The organism is Providencia sp. PROV209 (assembly GCF_028479485.1).
Lineage (GTDB): Bacteria > Pseudomonadota > Gammaproteobacteria > Enterobacterales > Enterobacteriaceae > Providencia > Providencia alcalifaciens.
In genome coordinates this window covers 1-21,138 of sequence record NZ_JAMPNR010000008.1, presented here as the reverse complement: position 1 = coordinate 21,138, position 21,138 = coordinate 1, and the positions used below count along the sequence as shown (strand labels likewise).

Genomic DNA, 21,138 nt, shown 5'->3' with positions numbered 1-21,138 from the left:
CTTATAATAGATGACTCACTCAATAATGCTAACTACACCATTTTTGCTCAGTGGAAATTTTCTTTCAACATCTGCTATTGAGCATGATTTTTTCTTGAGTAATGAAAATAATGATCAACGGAATTTGATCATCAAAATAGCCAAGATGATGTTGGCTCAAATCACTAAAATGGAGGATACTTCACAAGGACAACGAGTCATCAAACTAGCTAATACAATCACGGCTAGTCAATCCTCATCATTCTCACCTTTTCAATTAGCAACGCGTATCTCGTTTGCTAATCGCTTCAATCAACAAAATGCCCCTTATATCACATCTTCTATACACATTAACTTAGAACCATCAAGAAACTCCTCTAATCCCCCTCATGACGGTATTTTGAGCTCTGGTTGTTATACAAAAATCGAGATTTTTCATCAGCAAGTCTTTCTTTTAATAGTAGACAAGGACGTCGTGATTTTTGGTAAAACCTGCACTCTTGAAAGCCATCAAAAATTATGCAAAGTATGTTTTATTTGCCCGCTGGATACAATTGATATTAAAGGACTTATTCAAATTATGAATTTCTCACTACGTAATATGGGTGAGAACTCACTGACAAAACAGGAGCCTTTCAGCTAGAGAAGAACCAAAAAAGTGATTGTCTCATTGACAACACTAGAAATAAAAAAACGGCCTCATTCTCTGAGGCCGTTACTATTTTTAATTTATTTTTCTTAACGTTGTTATATCCAGAAAAACCAAGCAAATAAAGAGATAACAATAATACATGCCACGTTGAGTACAGCACCCACTCGAACCATCTCAATTTGGCGAATATAGCCAGAACCAAATACAATCGCATTCGGAGGTGTCGCGACAGGCAACATAAAGGCACAAGAAGCACCAATACCAATAATCATCGTTAATGCCATTACTGGCATACCTAATGCTTCAGCGACCGTCGCAAAAATTGGTACTAGCAGTGCGGCACTTGCTGTATTACTGGTAAATTCAGTCAGAACAATAATAAACGTTGTAACCGCAAGAATAATCACAAACCAATGGCTTTGCCCGAATGTCATTTGCATCCAATCCGCCATGATTTTACTAGCGCCTGATGAGCTTAAAATTGCACTCAGCGTTAAACCACCGCCAAATAACATTAATACGCCCCACTCAGTGTTTTTCTGGATCTGTGACCAGCTAGCTACTCCGGTGATCCCAATTAACACCGCCGCGCTCAGCGCGATGATAGTATCTAAATCTTTAACGCCGCCAAGCGCATCACTAATGAACGTACTGGTGATCCAACATACAACCGCTAACAAGAAAATACTCATCGCAGTAATACGTTTTCCATTCCATTCCACTTTTTCTAATTCAATTTCAAAACGGTGTTTTAAGTTAGGACGTAACATCATGTACATCAAGACAAACATCATTGGCAGTAAAACCACCATGATTGGGATGCCATATTTCATCCATGATAAGAAATCCAAACCTAGCGCGGAAGCTGCAATTGCGTTAGGCGGGCTACCAACAATTGTCCCTAAACCTCCGATACTCGCACTGTAAGCTACCCCTAATAACACGAAGACAAATGTATTACGTTCGTGTCGAACATCAAGGTTAGACAAGATCCCTAAAACTAACGGTAACATCATTGCGGCAGTTGCTGTATTACTGATCCACATAGATAAACCTGCAGTAACACCAAACAACAAAATGACAGCAACAGATAAACGCCCACGTGCAGCCATTAATAATCGGTTAGCGATCAGGCGATCAAGACCTTGAATATGCAGCGCGGTTGCTAACGCAAATCCACCGAAAAATAAGAAAATGATTGGGTTCGCGAAGGCTTTTAGCGCATCTCCCGTCCCCATCAAACCAAGCCCTACCGCCAACAATGGGATACAAAGTGCGGTAATTGTGACGTGAATCGCCTCAGTTAACCAAAGCACACCGACGAAAACCATTAAAGCCAGTCCAGCATTTGCTTTGTCATCAAAAGGCAAATATTTCAACAGCAAAATCAGCAGTACAATATCAACAGCCAAAATTATCCAACCACGCTTGTTAGAAGGGGTTGGAGGAACTGCTGGTGTCAAAGATTCAGAAGCATCCATGTTTACTCCATAGCTCGGAAGCAATTTAAGTTTTCAAGTAATTTTTGTTAATCTTTTTTTACAGGAAGTAAAATATAGAGTTAATTGAATGAGATGGAAATGTAGATAACCTAAAACTGCGATCTGCGCCCCGCAATTTACTTGTTTTAAAGCTAAAAACTTAAAAATCTCACTAGTCATTCACAAAAATAGCAATTTAATTACCTAAAATAAGATATAGGTAAGCATACTGACTGCTTTCACTCCTATAAATTATTCGCTATGAAAATATATAACAATTTGATAGTTCAGATAAATCATCCAATATTCATTTTGTGAGCTGTAAGCCAGCTCACTGTGTAATTTCAGCTAGCTTACATTTTTCTTGATTTACCCTTAAGAAAGATAACTTAGCAAGACATTATGGGTATTCACATTAGGTAAAAATGGAGAGTCCATTCCCGGCATGACCAATCCATCTTTTTTCGCAAATCCCGCTACGTGCTCAGACAGCAATGATGAGTGAACATCGTGTTCAATATGCTGATAATTGTTAAGTTCTATGTGAGTTTCAGCTAGATCAATCGCCAAATTCAATGAGTGATTCTGAATAAATTGTTCCAATGATACGTCTTGCGTTTGATCGACAAAACGTAACTGTAAATGCTGATGAGCTTGTTTTTGATCACCAAAAACTTTCCTAAAGACTAGCGTGGTATTTTGCTTCATATCGGTGATAAATAGATCGTCATTATGTTGGCTCACGGCCAACTCATCATTCTCTGAAACGGGTAGAATTAGCGTATCCATCAGTGAATCAAGCGCATTATTATCGATAATAATGGAGTGATAATGCCCCCACACTGCTTTCGAAATAGTATAAGTATCCTGCCCATTCCCTGCACTCAACACAATATTTTTCACAGACTGAATAACAACGGGAGATAACTTATCATTTTGATCACTCCCACGAATAATCAATGAAGAACCGAGGTGACTACTTGTCGTGTTGTCTTTATTCTGTAAAAGATCGACAAATAAAATTTCGCCACTTTTAGCAAACATCAGTACTCCATCACCAACCATTTTCACATTCAAAAATTGCAAATCCGGGTAAACATCGACAACGTTTGGTAATGCTGACTCATCAAGAAGCTCTCGTCCTTGTCCAAATGCGGAAGATAATTGATTCTCCGTCGCAAACTGTTGGCGATACAGTTTTTGAGTTGTCGGATCAAAAATTAATGCCCCCGAATTATCCGCATCTAATCCTAAAAGCTGGATATTATTTTCTAATGATAATTCATGAGCAATAATCACTTTCCCATTCAAAGACCAGGCTGGAATTGTTTTTTCGGCGCTTCCTTTATTAAGTCCAACCAAGGTTATTGTTTTGCAGCAATAGTAATCTCCTAATTCTCTCCACCAATTTGCACGTTCTTTGAACCAATTCTCAGTTAATGCAGATGGATGGTAATTTCCTTTATCATCAATTTGACAAATAACACCATCAATATTAGATATAAATAAATTACCTTGCCAAAAGGCAGCATTTTGCATGCCATACGGGGTATTTAAAAACCATGCAGTTGGCTTCGTGACATTTAAAATGTCCTGCCCAGGACCTTCTTGACGGTACAGTTCTTTATTTTTATGACTGTAAAAATAAAAAATTTCTGTTCCTTTTTCATCAAATAGGCTTCCCATTAATACTAAATCAGGTGGGATAGCCCAATGGCTCTGATGTAACCGGATATTGGTCGGGGTTTCTCCATAACCAAGAGAGGGGGATAAATTGGGCTTAATGAGTAGGCTGTCAGCCACTCTTAACCAATAACGATGCAGAGCTTGATTGCTATCTACACCTGAAATAGCCACCACTGACCCTAAATCTGCTTCAATCTGTACAGGTTGTTCACCATTTGTTTTGTAAGTGCTACTTAACATATAGTTTCGTAGGAACGCTTGAGGCGATATTGCTGAAAACTGGGTAGGTGTTTGAGCTAAGCGCTCTAATAACGTTGAATCTGCGTCTAAGCTAATTAATTTAATTATATTTTGTTCGATTTGAAAATTAACGACCTCATTGGTATCAGTATATCTGCATGAAAAATAAATATGTCCATAACCTTTCCACAATTGTAAGATTTCAAATGGTCGATTATTTGGATTTTCAAATTGATATTCAGAACTGATAGTGCCAGTCGCAATGTCCACCGCCCATATTTGCTTTTGTGTTGGCAAGTAGAAATACGCAACATCGCCTACCACTGAACTTAAAATAGCGTATTGCTTATTAGCATCCAGAGTATCGATAAAAATATATCGCTGATTGCTTACATCATAGAATGCTCGTCCCACATCCTTGCCGTTGTACTGGTGATTAGCGATAACAATGAACTGCCCATGTTTTTTATGCTGCTCTGCATAATGATTTAAATGTTGTGCTAGGACTTTTGCATCGCCTTGCCATAATTTTTCATCTTCGCTTAGAATCGTTGACTGAGCCGATGACAAATCAATTCTCTGCACTTCTTTATGTTTATTCACGACGATGATTTGACCTTGCACACTGTCAACATCAACGTCTATTTGAATATCACCGACAGTGAATTGATTATTTTGTATTTTGACTGTGCTGTTTTCCAGTTGGCTAGCATCTATAATCCACTTCGAATTTTGATTATTTTTTGTATCGTCCGTTAATTTGATACGAATACCGCTGTTTAAGCTGAGCTTATACGTTCCACCATTGCCTTTTATTTTATATTCAATTTTTCCATGCCACTCCCTCGCTAATTGGGGAACAATCAATGCGCGATTTTTTTCATCCAAAATAATCTCAATCGGCGTATCAACATATTCATGGAAAATCTGTGTAATCGTATTTTCGCTGGGGAAGATATAGAAATCATAATCAAAATTATCCTCCTGTTCTAATCGCCGAATGACATCAAAACCACTATCGTGGCGCAATGTACAACCAGGCCATAAATTATAACTGTATTTAATATAAGACTTAGGAATAACAGGTAGCATGAGTGTATCAGCATCAAAAAAATCTAATTTATGTATCGCTAATGGATAACCAATACCTTGGCGAATATTAATAGCTTGGGCTCGATTTTTAACCATTGTAGGGTTGTTTCCTGCCCAAAAAATATAATTACGGCGGCCACCACCCGATGAACGCTCACTCGTGCGATATATATACTGGCTATCAAATTGAATTTGATTATGTTTAAGATCAAGAGTGCTAAATATCGCACCAAATTTTGGAATCAGTATCTTTTGGTCTGGAATATAATTAAATCCATTTCCTTTATAAGCCTCATCGAGCGCGTAAAAATAGCGTCCAACTGCTTTTGCATCCTCTCCAATGATGGCAAAATTGCGAGCTAAACCAATAAATCCTATTCCAAGCCCCGCTACAAGAACACTGGCACCACCTAATGCGGTTGCCGCCCCCGCATACCCTGCGGCGCCTAACCCTATTCCACCTGAGACTGCGGCGAAACTCATAGAGTCAAAAGCGAGTTGAGTACCAAATATAATGCGTTCAGAGTCACTTTCCGCATTTGATAACTCATAAATATCAAACCCCACGAGTGCGCCACTAAAAATTACCGCCAACCCTTCATTCGCTGTTTTTGCCATTGATGAAAAGAAACTGTTCATCTCCGTAGCGGTGATTTCACGTCCAGTTTTTAAACCGATTTTAATAATTTGATTGATTTTCGCCATATCATTGGCGATTCCATACGCCATCATTGAATAATTCATATAAGTATGAATTTTTAGCGCTAACAACAAATTCGGGGAGTTTTTTTTCTCGGATGCCTCATTACGATTTTTATTTTCTACCCACTGAATAATCGATTGAATAGCTATACCCACATTCAAACCATCAACTGAGGCAGCATCAGCCTCATTAAGTTGCGCTTTTATTTTATTTTCTTCAAAACGATAATATCTGTTGAATAACTCCATTTGCTCGATCGAGTATTGGTGAAACTCAATAAATGTTTTGTCCGTAGTCTCAACCCAGCGAGTAAGATCGGGATTTTCAATATGAATAAATTTAATTCGATACAGGTTATCTGATGCTTGCTCTGCACTTGAAAATAGTGGAATCCATTTTCCATTAAAATGTTTTTCTGCTGAGAGTTTTAATGTGGCATCATTGACTCTCTCCCCCCATTGCTGAGCATCCAATATCGTCAATGAAGCTTTCAATCTTGTATCTTCAATAATTTCTTTTTGTTTAAAAAGCAATTGTTCAACTTTTTTTCCTCTTTCGCTTAAATCAGATAATTTTTCATCAATACTTAAATCATTAACTGATAGATAGTTGCCAATAGGCACCTTTGCCATTTCATCCGTATTAATAAAGACCAATTCAAATGCAGGTTTATTCTCAACTTCATAGGCTGAATAGTAATCAGCCATTTTCTTTTCCGTAAAAAATTTATTTAAAGATGAAAATAATCGCTTACTATTTTTAAATGAGAAAAGACCAAAATTAGGATCATAAAAATAATAAGTACTTTGCTCTCCACTTACAGTTTTACCTACTAACATTGAATGGCTTTTACTATTGATGGCAAACATCATGATTTCAGACTTTAACCCCAATAGAGTTTGGATCTTTTTCAGATCCATAATCCCATGGGAAAATGAAGCCTCTACCGCTTCAACATTAGAATGTAGTCTTTTCAGAGAATCTTGCAATAATAGGGAATCACGGCTATCAGGCGCTGCTGCTGCAATATATAGCTTATCAATGAGTTTATCCGCACCTAGGTGTCCTTCTCGCGCTAATCCCACGGACATACCTCTTACCAATGGGTAGCAGCGCCCGCCAGATTCACTTCTCACTAATGATAAGTAGAAGTCTTGAGGAATTAATCGATTCGTTTTACTACCAGCTTCAGAGAAGAATTCACTAATTTTTCCGGTTTGAGTTAATACATGACTAATATACTCTTCATACGTGGTTTCTTGAATGACACGATACAAAGCACCTCGTTCTCTCGCCGTATACTCGTTTGTGACATACATTTTTTTCAATAACTGTGAAGGCACTGTGTCATTCACATCCAGTATGCTAATTTCTTTATACTGTTTAATTCCCTCACTAAATTCATTTTTAAACCGTATATTTCGCGTTAATTTGTGCAGGTAAATTAAATTCTCATACCGTTCATTAATTGTTAAATGATAAGCATAAGGTGAATTTATTCCCATATTCGGATCAAACTCTTTAATCTTAACTACTGCACTCATGCCTTGATTCGCTTTAATACGTTGCCATAACCAACTGTATTCCACTTCACGTAAATGGTAAAAAAGCTCGCCATATTGTCTATTTTGCATTGAAATAATGATTTTATTCATTTCAATGGCATTTTCTTTTTGCGCGTTATGTCCGTAACGCCAATTAAGCTTTCCTCTAATATCTGCCGATTTTTTTTAAGCGCCTGAATTTGAATATCTAATTTTTGTTGTAATTGACTACCAATATCTAGCCATGTTTTTAATGATGAATGACTTTCCAGTAACTCTGAAGGCTGTGTTGCTGAATACTGGGATTCTGCTAGAAATACAGTTTCACTCGGGATATCACCAATTTTCACATTAACCTTTTTTGCCAGCATTTTTAATTCACGATGAACGCTATCCCTAGCATTTTCAAAACGTTGTGTTCTATCTGATAGATTGTAATCTCCCGCTTTTTGGACTTTAACGATGTTGTCCTCTGCACTTAGAGATATCCGATTACGTTGTGGCTGAACAATTAACTTCCATTCATCGCCATTAAAATGCATGAATGCATTAGCTTTGCTAATATTTTTCTCGGGGAGAATATAATCCCTTGCATCAACAGCCATCACTACATCGTCATAAAGTAATGAGGCGTCAGCGCGATTATCTCGATAGATCCGATAGTATTCGCTGTCTAATACAATCACCACAATCGATTCACCACGCAATAGTCCTGTAAATAGAAAATCTTTTTCGGGATGATCCTTAGGAATATCGACATATTCCACATATTTACTTTCTTTATTTCTCGCCTTTGAGTCTAAAAGATAGCAATCTATTATGTAACGCTGATGTTGTTCATCAGTTGAATCCACATATTCAACTTGATAACCTTTACCAAAATTTTTATTAAATAAAATTTTACCTTCCGCTGGTATTTGCAAAATAGAATTAAGTACTTTGGTATTAATATTGTAGTTACGGGCGAACTCAATTGGGTCTTGCTTAAACTTTTCAATATCAGGGCTAAAATGATTGCCTGAATTTGTGCCACTGCCTGTAATTGAAATATCAAAATAGGTTTCTTTGACTGATTGAGAAAGTAAAGCTGGCTGTTCTGCATCGTAACCATGAACCCTTAATACCTTAGTCAGGCTCAGCTCCAAGGGTTTATCTGAAATCAATGAAGATACAATCCCTTTAGCGATCATTTCTGCTCTTGACTCACCATGACTACTGGATTGTCCTTCAAGGGTTTCAGAATAAGAAAAACCTTTATCAACGCGGTGCATTCCCATAGGAACATGCTCAATCATCGCATCAGCAGGCAATAGCGTTTTTAGCTGCTGGCTAATTTCTGTAGCACTTTGTAAACTTGCTTCAGAGAAATAAATCACAGCTTGATCCGTTATTCGCCCTAATTTTTTAGGTCCCATGATCTTCGCTTGCATCACTTTTTTATTCGGATCATTTTCGTAGAGTTGCATTAATGCTTTAGCTAAATCTGCGAAATATTCTTTTTTCACATTGACTGTTAATCGAGACATTAACATTGATCGGCTATTATACCGCTCACGATAATTCTTCGGTAAAATTCGATACGCAGAACCATCTAATAATTCATCATCCGTGAGGGATGAAAATTTATTATCATTTTTCCCTTGAACTTTAACTTCAATATTTTTATTTTCTGAACGATATTTTTTAAAATCCGCTAAAAATTTTTTCTGCTCAATAATATTCAGACCGTCAATGCCAGCAGGAGTAGTACGGCTGTAATTCATATATATAATATCGGTAATTTTTTTTTCTAATGCCACTTTTTGATTCGTTAGCGATTCATTCCATTCACCATGACGTTTATACCCAGATTTAATATCACTAACTTTATTCATCAAATCCGCATCTTTTTTTATATGCGTATACACTTGTTTTGCCGCGGTAAATAATGACTCATGACTATCCTTGCCCATAATAATATCCTTATTTAATTTTCATGTTAATTATCTAAATAATCAATTTAGACTGGCGTTATATTAGTAGCATAAAAAATAAGAAGGGCTTGGTGGAGTTATTCCGCATTATTTATAGGATTTGAATACTTTGGAAGGTATTTATTTTAAATAAAAAAAGGGACGATTTCTCGTCCCTTTTTTCAATTTAATCTAAGCGAATATCAATTACGCTTGACCTTTAACTTCTTTCAGACCGTTGAATGGCGCGCTGTTACCCAGAGCTTCTTCAATACGGATCAGTTGGTTGTATTTAGCAACACGGTCAGAACGGCTCATAGAACCTGTTTTAATTTGACCTGCTGCAGTACCCACTGCTAAATCAGCAATCGTTGCATCTTCAGTTTCGCCTGAACGGTGAGAGATAACCGCTGTATAGCCAGCATCTTTCGCCATTTTAATCGCAGCTAACGTTTCAGTCAGAGAACCGATTTGGTTGAATTTGATCAGGATTGAGTTAGCGATGCCTTTCTCGATACCTTCTTTTAAGATCTTAGTGTTAGTTACAAATAAATCGTCACCAACTAATTGGATTTTGTCGCCAAGAACTTTAGTTTGGTATGCGAAACCATCCCAGTCAGATTCGTTTAAACCATCTTCGATAGAAACGATTGGGTATTGTTTGGTCAGCTCTTCTAAGTAATGAGTAAACTCTTGTGAAGTGAAGGTTTTACCTTCGCCTTTCAGCTCATAGTTGCCAGTTTCTTTGTTGTAGAACTCGGAAGCTGCACAGTCCATCGCCAGAGTCACATCTTTACCCAGAACGTAGCCCGCTTGCTCAACCGCTTCTTTGATAGCAGCCAGTGCAGCAGCGTTAGATTCTAAGTTAGGTGCATAACCACCTTCATCACCAACAGCCGTGTTCATACCTTTAGATTTCAGTACTTTTGCTAAGTGATGGAAAATTTCAGAACCCATACGTACCGCTTCTTTCAGAGTCGGTGCGCCAACTGGTTGAATCATGAATTCTTGGATATCAACGTTGTTATCTGCGTGCTCACCACCATTGATGATGTTCATCATTGGCAGAGGCATAGAGTATTGACCGTGAGTACCATTCAGATCAGAAATATGCTCATACAGAGGCATACCTTTTGCCGCAGCAGCCGCTTTCGCGTTTGCTAAAGATACTGCCAGAATTGCGTTTGCACCGAATTTAGATTTGTTTTCAGTACCATCTAAGTCAATCATGATTTTATCGATATTAGCTTGATCTTTAGCATCTTTACCGATAACTGCTTGAGCGATTGGACCGTTAACAGCGGCAACAGCTTTCAGAACACCTTTACCCAGAAAACGTGATTTATCACCATCACGCAATTCCAGAGCTTCACGAGAACCTGTAGATGCACCTGATGGAGCTGCGGCTAAACCAACAAAACCACCTTCTAAATGTACTTCAGCTTCAACAGTTGGGTTACCACGAGAATCAATGATTTCACGACCGATCACTTTAACAATTTTGGACATTAGGTTTTCCTCAGTACAAGTTAAATTTCGGGAAGTTGGCGAAAATTGCCGACTTCCCCGTATCTTATTTCAACTCACCTTTCTGGTACTTACCAGCGGCTTTAACAAAACCTGCAAACAATGGATGACCATCTCTTGGGGTCGAAGTGAATTCTGGGTGGAACTGGCAAGCCACAAACCATGGGTGGTTTGGATTTTCAATGATTTCAACCAGTTTATTATCCACAGAACGACCTGCAATGTTCAGACCCGCATCTTCGATACGTTTCAACAGCAGATTGTTCACTTCGTAACGGTGACGGTGACGCTCAACAATCGTTTCTGCGCCGTACATACCGCGCACTAAGCTTCCATCGGTTAAATGACATTGCTGACCACCAACACGCATTGTACCGCCAAGGTCGCTCTCTTCAGAACGCACTTCAACGTTGCCATCTTCGTCACGCCATTCAGTAATCAGCGCAACAACTGGGAATTTGCAATCTGCATCAAATTCAGTGGAGTTCGCGTCTTTCATATTCGCAACATTACGTGCGAACTCAATCAGCGCCACTTGCATTCCCAGACAAATACCTAAATAAGGGATTTTATTCTCACGCGCATATTGTGCCGTCAGAATTTTGCCTTCAATACCACGAGAACCGAACCCGCCTGGTACTAAAATCGCATCCAGACCTTTGAGCAGCTCAACCCCACGGGTTTCAATATCTTGAGAGTCAATTAACTTAATATTGACCGTTAAACGATTTTTCAAACCTGCATGTTTCAGTGCTTCGATAACTGACTTATATGCATCTGGTAATTCAACATATTTACCCACCATACCAATAGTGACTTCACCTGCTGGATTGGCTTCTTCGTAAATAACTTGTTCCCACTCAGATAAATCAGCTTCTTTGCATTCAAGACGGAAACGGTTACAGATGTATTCATCTAAACCTTGCGCCTTCAGCATGCCAGGGATTTTATAGATTGAATCTGCGTCTTTCAGAGAGATAACCGCTTTTTCTGGAACATTACAGAATAGGGCAATCTTCGCACGCTCATTCGCAGGAATCACGCGATCGGAACGGCAGATCAGTACATCTGGTTGAATACCAATCGACAGTAATTCTTTCACTGAATGCTGTGTTGGTTTCGTTTTCACTTCGCCCGCAGCCGCTAAGTATGGCACTAATGTTAAGTGCATATACAGCGTGTGTTCACGACCCACTTCAGCAGCCATTTGACGAATTGCTTCAAGGAATGGCAGAGACTCGATATCACCGACAGTACCGCCGATTTCGACTAATACAACATCATGACCTTCACCACCACGGATGATGCGATCTTTGATTTCATTAGTGATATGAGGAATAACTTGGATGGTCGCGCCTAAGTAGTCGCCACGACGCTCTTTGCGCAGGACTTCAGAATAAACACGTCCAGTCGTAAAGTTGTTGCGACGTGTCATTTTGGTACGAATAAAACGCTCATAATGACCTAAATCCAAGTCAGTTTCAGCGCCGTCTTCTGTAACGAAAACTTCCCCGTGTTGGGTTGGGCTCATTGTACCTGGATCTACGTTAATGTAGGGATCCAATTTCATAATGGTTACATTGAGTCCACGGGCTTCGAGTATAGCCGCCAAGGAGGCTGCGGCAATGCCTTTACCCAGAGAGGATACGACCCCGCCGGTCACAAAAATATAATTAGTTTTCATGCTGAACCTGAACGTTTAGGTTTAAAAGATGATGGATATAACAGGACGGGAAAACAGTATACCCGAACCTTAAATCTCCTACAAATGTTCTAAGCGCAATAAGGCTAGTTTTCATTAATACCTTAAATAAATCAGCAAGTTAAAAATAAAAATATTTATCGTTTGATAAATAGTCACTTTCTAGAGTGCTATTCAACTGTTTTGCAAGGTTAACACATTTTTACCTAAAAGCTAAATCCTTTCAGCTCAATCTATCACTGAAAAAACATCATTTCGCAGATTGTTTGATTTTGAATAACTATTTCAATCCGTGATTATCATCAAAGGCGAACCCTACTCACCTAATTTGATAGAAACCCATAAGGCTTCCATCTCTTCAAGTGTAGCAGTTTCTGTTGATTTGCCAGTTTTTGCTAATCTTCTTTCGATTTCACGAAAACGGCGTTCAAACTTATTGCAGGCTTTTTGCAACGCGAGCTCAGGCTTATGCCCTAAATGACGAGATAAATTCACCGTGGCAAACAGCAAATCGCCAATTTCTTCTTCAAGATGCTGTTCATCCACGACAACCTGAGTCGCTTCCTCCATCACCTCGGCGAGCTCTTCCGTCACTTTGTCAGCGACAGGTCCAAGGGTATCCCAATCAAAGCCCACTGAAGCGCAACGTTTTTGAATTTTATAGGCTTTCATTAATGCGGGAAGCGCGTTAGGAATATCATCTAAAACAGAATATTGGTCTTTCTCAGCACGTTCTTTGGCTTTACGTTGTTCCCAACCTGCAATCGCTTCTTGGCTACTGAGAGCGTTATTTTCGTCAAAAATATGTGGGTGGCGACGTTCAAGTTTGTCGCTAACGGCTTGGCAAATATCATCAAAATCAAATAGATTTTGCTCTTGCGCCATTTGTGCGTAGAACACAACTTGAAAGAGGAGATCCCCCAACTCGCCTTTTAAGTCGGTAAAATCTTCTCGTTCAATGGCGTCTAGAACTTCATAGGTTTCTTCTAGGGTATAAGGGGCAATGGTCTTAAACGTTTGCTGCGTATCCCACGGACAGCCATTTTGCGGGTCACGCAAACGCGCCATAATAGAGAGTAACCGTTCAATTTGTTTATTGCCCTGCTGCATATTTAACCCTTATCAAAAAATAATTACATGGTGATTTAATGAGGGTTATACCTTAACCAAATTAAATTGAATACGCTAAATCTTTCAAGCTTTTGTTATAGCAGCCGTCAAAAAGTATTTTCAAAATAGTTTGGATAAGCAGCTATGCGGTAAGTGAGCACAGCCAACAACGCTGCACGCCAAAATATGAAGAAAATGCATTTTCAAAATAGTTCGAGTTGTAGGTAGGCAGCAATTGAACTAATCCCTAGGAGCATACATAAGTATGTGACTAGGGTTAGTGAATGTAGCCAACACCCCTACAGCTCGAAATATGAAGAAAATCAGGAGGAGTGACGTTTCGCCTCGATAACATCCGGCAACTGATTCAATTTCGAAAGCACCCGACCCAGTACCTCGATATTGTACAGTTCGATAGTCATATCGATGGTCGCTAATTGCTGTTTCACATCGCTACGGCTACTTACCCCTAATACGTTCACTTTTTCGTTTGCGAGGATTGTGGTGATATCCCTTAATAATCCACTACGGTCATTCGCTATCACTCTGACGACTAATGAGTAACCGCTGGAGTAGTTTTCTCCCCAAACCGCATCGATGACACGCTCTGGTGCATGGCTTTGTAACTCTGCAAGCTGTTCACAATCGGCGCTGTGAATAGAGATCCCTCTACCTTTGGTAATAAATCCGACAATTTCATCACCGGGAATTGGCTGGCAACAACGGGCAATATGATGCATGAGGTTACCAACCCCTTCGACCACCACACGACCACTCCCGTGAGATGGTGCTCTCGGAACGCCTGATTTATTCTCTAGCGACTTCATCGCCGCGCGATCTTCTTCCTCTGCCGTCGCTTTATTAAACTTGGCTTGCAGGAAGTTAACTAACTGATTAATACGAATATCGCCGCCGCCAATTCCGGCTAACACTTCATCCAGTGAATGTACGTTATAACGCGCGATTAACTGCTTCTCCGCATCTCGTAAACTGATATCCAGATGGGATAATTCGCTGTCGAGAATTTGGCGTCCCGCCAGAATGTTTTTATCGCGGTCTTGTTTACGGAACCAGTTTTGAATTTTCGCCCGTCCGCGGCTGGTCGTCACGTAACCTAGGTTAGGATTAAGCCAGTCACGGCTCGGGTTTGGGTGTTTTTGGGTGATAATTTCAATTTGGTCACCCATCTGTAATTGGTAGCTAAATGGCACGATGCGCCCACCAATTTTCGCCCCAATACAGCGGTGTCCGACATCACTGTGAATATGATAAGCAAAATCGAGTGGTGTCGAACCTGTAGGTAAATCAACTACATCGCCTTTTGGCGTAAACACATACACACGGTCATCAAACACTTGGCTACGCACTTCATCCAGCATTTCGCCAGAATCTGCCATCTCTTCTTGCCATGAGATAAGTTTACGCAACCATGCAATTCGGTTTTCGTAGCTGCTGCCTTTGCCTACACCACTTGCGCCTTCTTTGTATTTCCAGTGCGCAGCAACGCCGAGTTCAGCATCTTCATGCATTTGGCGGGTGCGAATTTGGATTTCTAAGGTTTTACCGTTAGGACCTAAAACTACGGTGTGAATCGATTGATAACCATTCGGTTTCGGGTTCGCCACATAATCATCAAATTCATCGGGCAGATGACGGAAATGGGTGTGAACAATCCCTAACGCTGCATAGCAATCTTGCAGTCGCTCCACCACAATACGCACCGCACGCACATCGTATAACTCGCCAAATGCTAAGGACTTTTTCTGCATTTTGCGCCAAATACTGTAAATGTGTTTTGGTCGCCCATACACTTCGGCTTGGATTTGCTCTTTCAACATATATTTGCGCAGTGTACTGACAAAGTTATCAATATATTCTTCTCGGTCAATACGGCGCTCATGCAGCAATTTGGCTATTTTTTTGTATTCATCTGGATGCAAATAACGGAAACAGAAATCTTCTAATTCCCATTTTAATTGCCCAATTCCTAAGCGATTTGCTAAAGGTGCATAGATGTTAGAACACTCTTTTGCCGCTAAGACGCGTTCATCTTCACTGGCATCTTTTACTTCACGCAAATGCGCAATACGTTCCGCAAGTTTAATAACGACACAGCGAAAATCTTCCACCATCGACAATAGCATACGGCGGATATTATCCACCTGCACAGAGCTGGTTTCATTCGATTGAGTGGCTTTAAGTTCACGGATAGCATCCATCTCAATCACGCCTTTTACCAGCGCATGGATAGATTGCCCAAAATCATCGATAACGGATTGTTCATCCAATTTTCCCTCTTCAACCAGAGGGAACAATAATGCGGCTTGTAAGCTACCAATATCCATGCTGAGCGTGGATAAAATTTCGGTCATTTCTATGCCGCGCCACAGTAGCAAAGGCGCGATATCTTGCCCCGATAATTTATCGTGACAATACTGCCAGGTATGGATGAGTTTTTCTTCTGATTGTTTATTATTCAAACCCAAATCATTAACCCATTTTTCGGGGTCAAATTCACCTGCTGGGGTTAGATGTGCACTTCTTACTGCAACCATATATTCTCCCTACCTGTTACTCCTCTGGGCTACGAACAAATAACGCCATAGATTCCAGATGACTTGTTTGCGGAAACATATCCAACATCCGCAATTGAGATAACTGATACCCGCCTTCAAGCAAAACCTTACTGTCTCTTGCTAAGGTTGTTGGATTACAAGAAACATAGACAATTTTTTCTGGCATCAGTTTAATTAAATGTTCCATTACGCCGGCGGCACCTGCACGAGCCGGATCCAATAACACTTTATTGAAGCCTTCTTGTGCCCACGGCTGAGTGTGAATCTGCTCTTCCAAGTTTTCATTATAGAACGCAGCGTTCTCAATTGAGTTGCGCTGGGCGTTATTTTTCGCTTGAGTGACTAAATTTTCAACACCTTCAACACCCACGACCATTTTCGCTAAACGAGCTATCGGCAGGGTAAAGTTACCCATCCCGCAGAAAAGATCCAATACTCTATCTTCTGGGCTTAGATCTAACCATGCTATCGCTTGCGCGACCATTTGCTGGTTAATTTCCCCATTAACCTGAATAAAGTTAGCAGGACTAAACTGTAAAATTTCACCTGCCACCTGATATTCCGGTAACGTAGCATCAGCCTGAAGAGCCTGTAGTTGCCCATTATCGCCAGCCAACCAAATAGTGACTCCGTGAGATTGAGCAAATTCTAACAGCCGTTTTCTATCAGATGAGTCAACAGGGGCTAAATGACGTAACAGTATAAGGTTGCCGTTATCACCATGAATAAGCTCTACGTGCCCTAATTTACTGGCAATTGATAACTGATTTAAGCAGGTTGATAACGGTGCTAGCAGCGCATCGAGTTCTGCGTGTAATACAGAACAACTTTTAATGTCCACCAGCGTATTGGTTTGCGTTTGGCGAAACCCCATCATTAAATGATTGGATTTGTTTTGGTATTGCAGCCCTAAGCGGGCACGGCGGCGATAGCCATATTCTTTCCCACCTATCACCGAAATGGCGGGTAGCACAACACCTGTTTCTCGCTTCATTAAATGTTGTAAGGCTTGCGCTTTGCTTTCCCGTTGAAGTGCAATATCCACATGTTGCTGCTGGCAACCACCGCATTGGTTAAAATAACGGCAGTTCGGTTGCACACGTTGAGCGCTTGTACTGAGACGTTTAATGACTTTGGCTTTAGCAAAATGGCGTTTGTCTTCAGTTAATTCGACTTGCGCATCTTCCCCAGGCAATAACCCCGTAATAAATATGGCTTTGCCATCGTGGCGAGCAACGCCTTGCCCAGCGGCATCTAAACTATCGACATGAACCGTGATTTGACGGCGTTGGGTGGTACGGCGATTTGGCGAGTAAAATTGGGCCATAAAGTAGTCACTAAACAGGGTTAAATAAATTCTATTTTAAGTCGCTAGTGGGTAAGTGTTTACTCACATTAACACTGCAACTGCCAGATAATTAGAGAGACAAATTAACGGGCTATCATAGCATTTTTTTCCTAAAATTAGTGACCACTTAGTTTTTTTGTCACGCTATACACTAACTTTTTTTATCAGAACTAATTGGTGACCATAAATTTTCGATACTCTTCATATGCATAATGATCGGTCATCCCACTAATGTAATCCTGAATAAGTCTGGCGCGGTAATAAAACTCCAACATTGATTTATCGGCTTCATGAGTTGCAGATATTTTTTCTAAGGCTTCGTTATAAGACAGACGATGTTTATTGGATAATTTATGAAATAGGCGAGTTTCGATAAAAAAATGTTTATGGTAATTTTGTTCAACTAATGAGGCAAAATCGTCTCTATCCATCATTAATAGCGGACTATAAACATCCAATAATCCACTGATAATTCGGTAACCTTGTAGCTCTAACTCTTCCACCTCATGGTGGTTAAAGACATGTTTGAATGCCACGGTTTTCAAGGCTTTTAAGAGGCGATGTTCTTGGCTTTTATCTTCCAGTAACGCACTATTAAAACGACCGTGATAAATTTCAGGCAGATGTTGAATAAAACGCTGGGCGCTATAGTGAGCAAGTTTTCCCGTAATATTCACACGCAAGTACATAAAAAACTGGTCTTGCTGAATGCGTCTTGTATGGTTATCACTAATATTATTGAATGCGCGCAAGATGGTTTGCTCGAATAAATCGCCTGATTTTACCTCTCCCCATTCTGCTTTTAGGTATTCGATCAGCTGCTCAACAGTATAAATTCCCTTCTCTGCCGCATCATCCAAATCAGCAATACAATAGGAAATATCATCCGCTGCTTCCATGATATAAGTGAGTGGAAAGCGGCAATATTTGTCCATCTCTAGTTTTTTCGTTAATTCGCTAACAAAATCGACTTCAGACCAGTAATAGCCTGGTTTTTTCATTAAATAATCAAATTCTGACGGAATAGGTTCAAGGTCATAGGCGCCGCGAGTATATTTCAAAATCGAGCCAATTTGCGCGTAGGTTAAATTCAGCTTCAATAGACGATGAGCCATTCGCAGCCCTTGTGCATTTCCCTCGAACGAACATAAATCTCGCTTCAGCTGGCGACGAAATAAGTCTTGTTTTTCATTTCCCGTCAGTTGCAACGCTTTAATTTTACAAGGGTCAGGAGACTCAGGTGTGAACACGTAATCCGGTGCTAATAATTTACTAAACCAGCGCTGAATCGCAGCTTCACCAAAATGCCCAAATGGTGGGTTACCAATGTCGTGCATCAAACACGCCATCTCGACAAGGCTTTCAAACGCATCACAGCGTTCGGTCAGTCCATATTCATCCAATAATTTTTTCTTTTTAAGCTCACCCAGCACTGTTTTGCTGATGTAACGCCCGACTTGCTGGACTTCAAGAGAGTGAGTTAAACGGCTGCGTACTGCGGAATTTTGTTCGAGGGGAAAAACTTGGGTTTTCTGTTGTAAGCGACGGATTGCGGCAGAGTTAATGATACGTCCACGATCACTTTCAAATAAACGGTTTACCGCGTCTTCATCCTGTGCGGAAATTCGTTGGCTTTTGGCACTAATATAATTACGTTGAAAACTCAGTTTTCTAACAAAGTTAATCTCTTTTTCCGCCATGCTTACCTCTATACCTCGCCTTTTAATTCCAGAGTACCCAAAGAAAAGGCAGAGGAAAACCCACCTTTCGATGTTACACTTTAGCCATCTACAGCATAAGTGTCTAATTAATCAACAGTGAGTATGACATAATGAAAATCGGTATCATAGGTGCGATGGAGCAAGAAGTTGCGACCCTGCGCGAAAGAATTGAAGGCTGCCAAACATTGAGCCTTGCTGGCTGTGAAATTTATACAGGAAAAATGAACGGCGTTGATGTTGCCTTATTAAAATCAGGTATTGGTAAAGTGGCAGCCGCCATCGGCACCACGTTACTGTTAGAACACTGCAAGCCAGATGTGGTCATCAATACAGGTTCAGCGGGTGGTTTAGATCCGCGTTTAAATGTCGGTGATATTGTTGTCTCTACCGAGGTACGCTACCACGATGCCGATGTTACTGCATTCGGATATGAACCTGGTCAAATGGCACAGTGCCCACCTGCATTTATTGCAGATGCCAAATTAATTGAAACAACCGAACAATGTGTTAAAGCCTTAGATATGAACGCAGTGCGTGGTCTGATTTGCAGTGGTGACGCATTTATTAATGGCGCAGAGCCTTTAGCTCGCATCAAAGCTACCTTCCCGACCGTTGCTGCCGTTGAGATGGAAGCCGCTGCTATCGGTCATGTCTGCTACCAGTTTAACGTGCCTTTTGTGGTGGTCCGCGCAATTTCAGATGTGGCGGATAAAGAATCCCATACTAGCTTTGATGAATTTTTACCTGTTGCTGCACGCCAATCCTCATTGATGGTTTCCGCGATTGTCGCAGCATTAGCCTAATTCATTGTTAATCTTATTAAGGCATAATTGAGTCCCTTTTATGCCTTTTCTCTAATACCTATTTGTGAAGTAATGATATGAACTCAACCTCCAAATTCATGCGCTCACTAATTGGTTTTCTGCTTTTCTTTACCTTAGCAAGCCATGCATTCACCGCGCCAAAGTACCGAGTCATTAGCTTATCACCAGCCAATACCGAGCTCGCTTACGCAGCAGGATTAGAAGACAGCTTGGTTGCTGTTAGCGCTTATTCTGATTATCCAAAAGCTGCTCAAAAGCTTGAACAAGTGGCAGATTGGCAAGGTATGAATATTGAACGCATTGTTGCCTTAAAACCGGATTTAATCTTGGCATGGCGGGGTGGAAATCCACAGCGTCCGTTGGATCAACTGGCGTCGTTGGGCATTCCAATTATCTATTTTGACCCACAAACTATTGATGGCGTTATTTCGTCTCTAGAAGAGCTTTCACAATATAGCCCTCACCCAGAGATTGCTAAAAAAAATATTATGCAAATGCGCAGCCGTTTAGAAGCGCAAAAAAACACATTGGTGAATCATGAAAAACCTAAGCGGCTATTTATTCAATTAGGCACACAGCCTTTATTTAGCGCTGGCGATCAGACCATTCAAAATGATGTCGTGAAAACCTGCGGCGCTCAAAATATTTTTGAAAATAGCGCAGTTCAATGGCCTCAAGTCAGCCGTGAGCAAGTCCTTACTCGCAAACCCGACGCTATCATTATGACTGGCTCACCGGAGCAAGAAAAAACGGTAAAAGCCTTCTGGCATTCTCAACTCAACATCCCAATTATTCGCTTAAATGAGGATTGGTTCCACCGCGCTGGTCCCCGCATCATTAATGCTACCGAACAGCTGTGCGCTCAGTTAAATACACTTCCGAATAAATAATAAAGACAGGTATCCAAGAAGTAGAACTTAAGAATTAAGGATTGAATATCACGAAAGGGTTTTTCTAAATAGTTCGAGGTTGTAGGTAGGCGGCAAAGCAAAGATATCCCT

General features: G+C 40.4%; 12 protein-coding genes. 3 read left to right on the top strand and 9 right to left on the bottom strand.

Annotated elements, in window-relative coordinates; translation table 11 throughout:
• The first annotated feature begins 10 nt into the window (after positions 1-10).
• The gene (locus PR795_RS07325) at positions 11-622 is read left to right on the top strand and encodes a hypothetical protein (protein ID WP_006661067.1); all 612 of its coding nucleotides are present in this window, start codon (positions 11-13) and stop codon (positions 620-622) included.
• 104 nt (positions 623-726) lie between these two features.
• Here the strand turns inward: PR795_RS07325 and PR795_RS07320 are convergent, their stop codons facing one another.
• The 9 genes from PR795_RS07320 to dgt all read right to left on the bottom strand — a co-directional run bounded on the left by PR795_RS07320 (position 727) and on the right by dgt (position 19,292).
• On the bottom strand, positions 727-2,112 hold the full coding sequence (locus tag PR795_RS07320; RefSeq protein WP_006659303.1) for a DASS family sodium-coupled anion symporter: 1,386 nt from the start codon (positions 2,110-2,112) through the stop codon (positions 727-729).
• Positions 2,113-2,487: 375 nt separating this feature from the next.
• Positions 2,488-7,488, bottom strand: a complete 5,001-nt coding sequence (locus tag PR795_RS07315; RefSeq protein ID WP_272516764.1) for a TcdA/TcdB pore-forming domain-containing protein — start codon at positions 7,486-7,488, stop codon at positions 2,488-2,490.
• Positions 7,485-9,251: a T3SS effector HopA1 family protein gene (locus PR795_RS07310; protein ID WP_272516763.1), complete on the bottom strand. Its 1,767-nt coding sequence runs from the start codon at positions 9,249-9,251 to the stop codon at positions 7,485-7,487. The genes PR795_RS07315 and PR795_RS07310 overlap by 4 nt, the downstream gene beginning before the upstream one ends.
• A 285-nt stretch (positions 9,252-9,536) precedes the next feature.
• On the bottom strand, positions 9,537-10,838 hold the full coding sequence (eno, locus tag PR795_RS07305; RefSeq protein ID WP_006659306.1) for a phosphopyruvate hydratase: 1,302 nt from the start codon (positions 10,836-10,838) through the stop codon (positions 9,537-9,539).
• 64 nt (positions 10,839-10,902) lie between these two features.
• Positions 10,903-12,540, bottom strand: coding sequence for a glutamine hydrolyzing CTP synthase (gene pyrG, locus PR795_RS07300; protein WP_006659307.1), 1,638 nt, complete (start codon positions 12,538-12,540; stop codon positions 10,903-10,905).
• Between the two features lie 333 nt (positions 12,541-12,873).
• Complete coding sequence (gene mazG, locus PR795_RS07295) at positions 12,874-13,668, bottom strand: nucleoside triphosphate pyrophosphohydrolase (RefSeq protein ID WP_181480160.1); 795 nt, start codon at positions 13,666-13,668, stop codon at positions 12,874-12,876.
• A 323-nt stretch (positions 13,669-13,991) separates the two neighbouring features.
• Positions 13,992-16,223 (bottom strand): GTP diphosphokinase, encoded by a 2,232-nt coding sequence (gene relA, locus PR795_RS07290; RefSeq protein WP_006659309.1) that lies wholly within the window; start codon positions 16,221-16,223, stop codon positions 13,992-13,994.
• A gap of 16 nt (positions 16,224-16,239) precedes the next feature.
• Positions 16,240-17,571: a 23S rRNA (uracil(1939)-C(5))-methyltransferase RlmD gene (gene rlmD, locus PR795_RS07285; protein WP_181480161.1), complete on the bottom strand. Its 1,332-nt coding sequence runs from the start codon at positions 17,569-17,571 to the stop codon at positions 16,240-16,242.
• A 191-nt stretch (positions 17,572-17,762) separates the two neighbouring features.
• The gene (gene dgt / locus PR795_RS07280; RefSeq protein ID WP_006661062.1) at positions 17,763-19,292 is read right to left on the bottom strand and encodes a dGTPase; all 1,530 of its coding nucleotides are present in this window, start codon (positions 19,290-19,292) and stop codon (positions 17,763-17,765) included.
• Between the two features lie 131 nt (positions 19,293-19,423).
• Here dgt and mtnN point away from each other — a divergent pair, with 131 nt between their 5' ends.
• Positions 19,424-20,116 carry a 5'-methylthioadenosine/S-adenosylhomocysteine nucleosidase gene (gene mtnN, locus PR795_RS07275; protein ID WP_036961586.1) on the top strand — a complete coding sequence of 231 codons (693 nt, stop codon included), beginning with the start codon at positions 19,424-19,426 and terminating at the stop codon, positions 20,114-20,116.
• Between the two features lie 77 nt (positions 20,117-20,193).
• Positions 20,194-21,027, top strand: coding sequence for a vitamin B12 ABC transporter substrate-binding protein BtuF (btuF, locus tag PR795_RS07270; protein WP_036968064.1), 834 nt, complete (start codon positions 20,194-20,196; stop codon positions 21,025-21,027).
• The last annotated feature ends 111 nt before the right edge of the window (positions 21,028-21,138 follow it).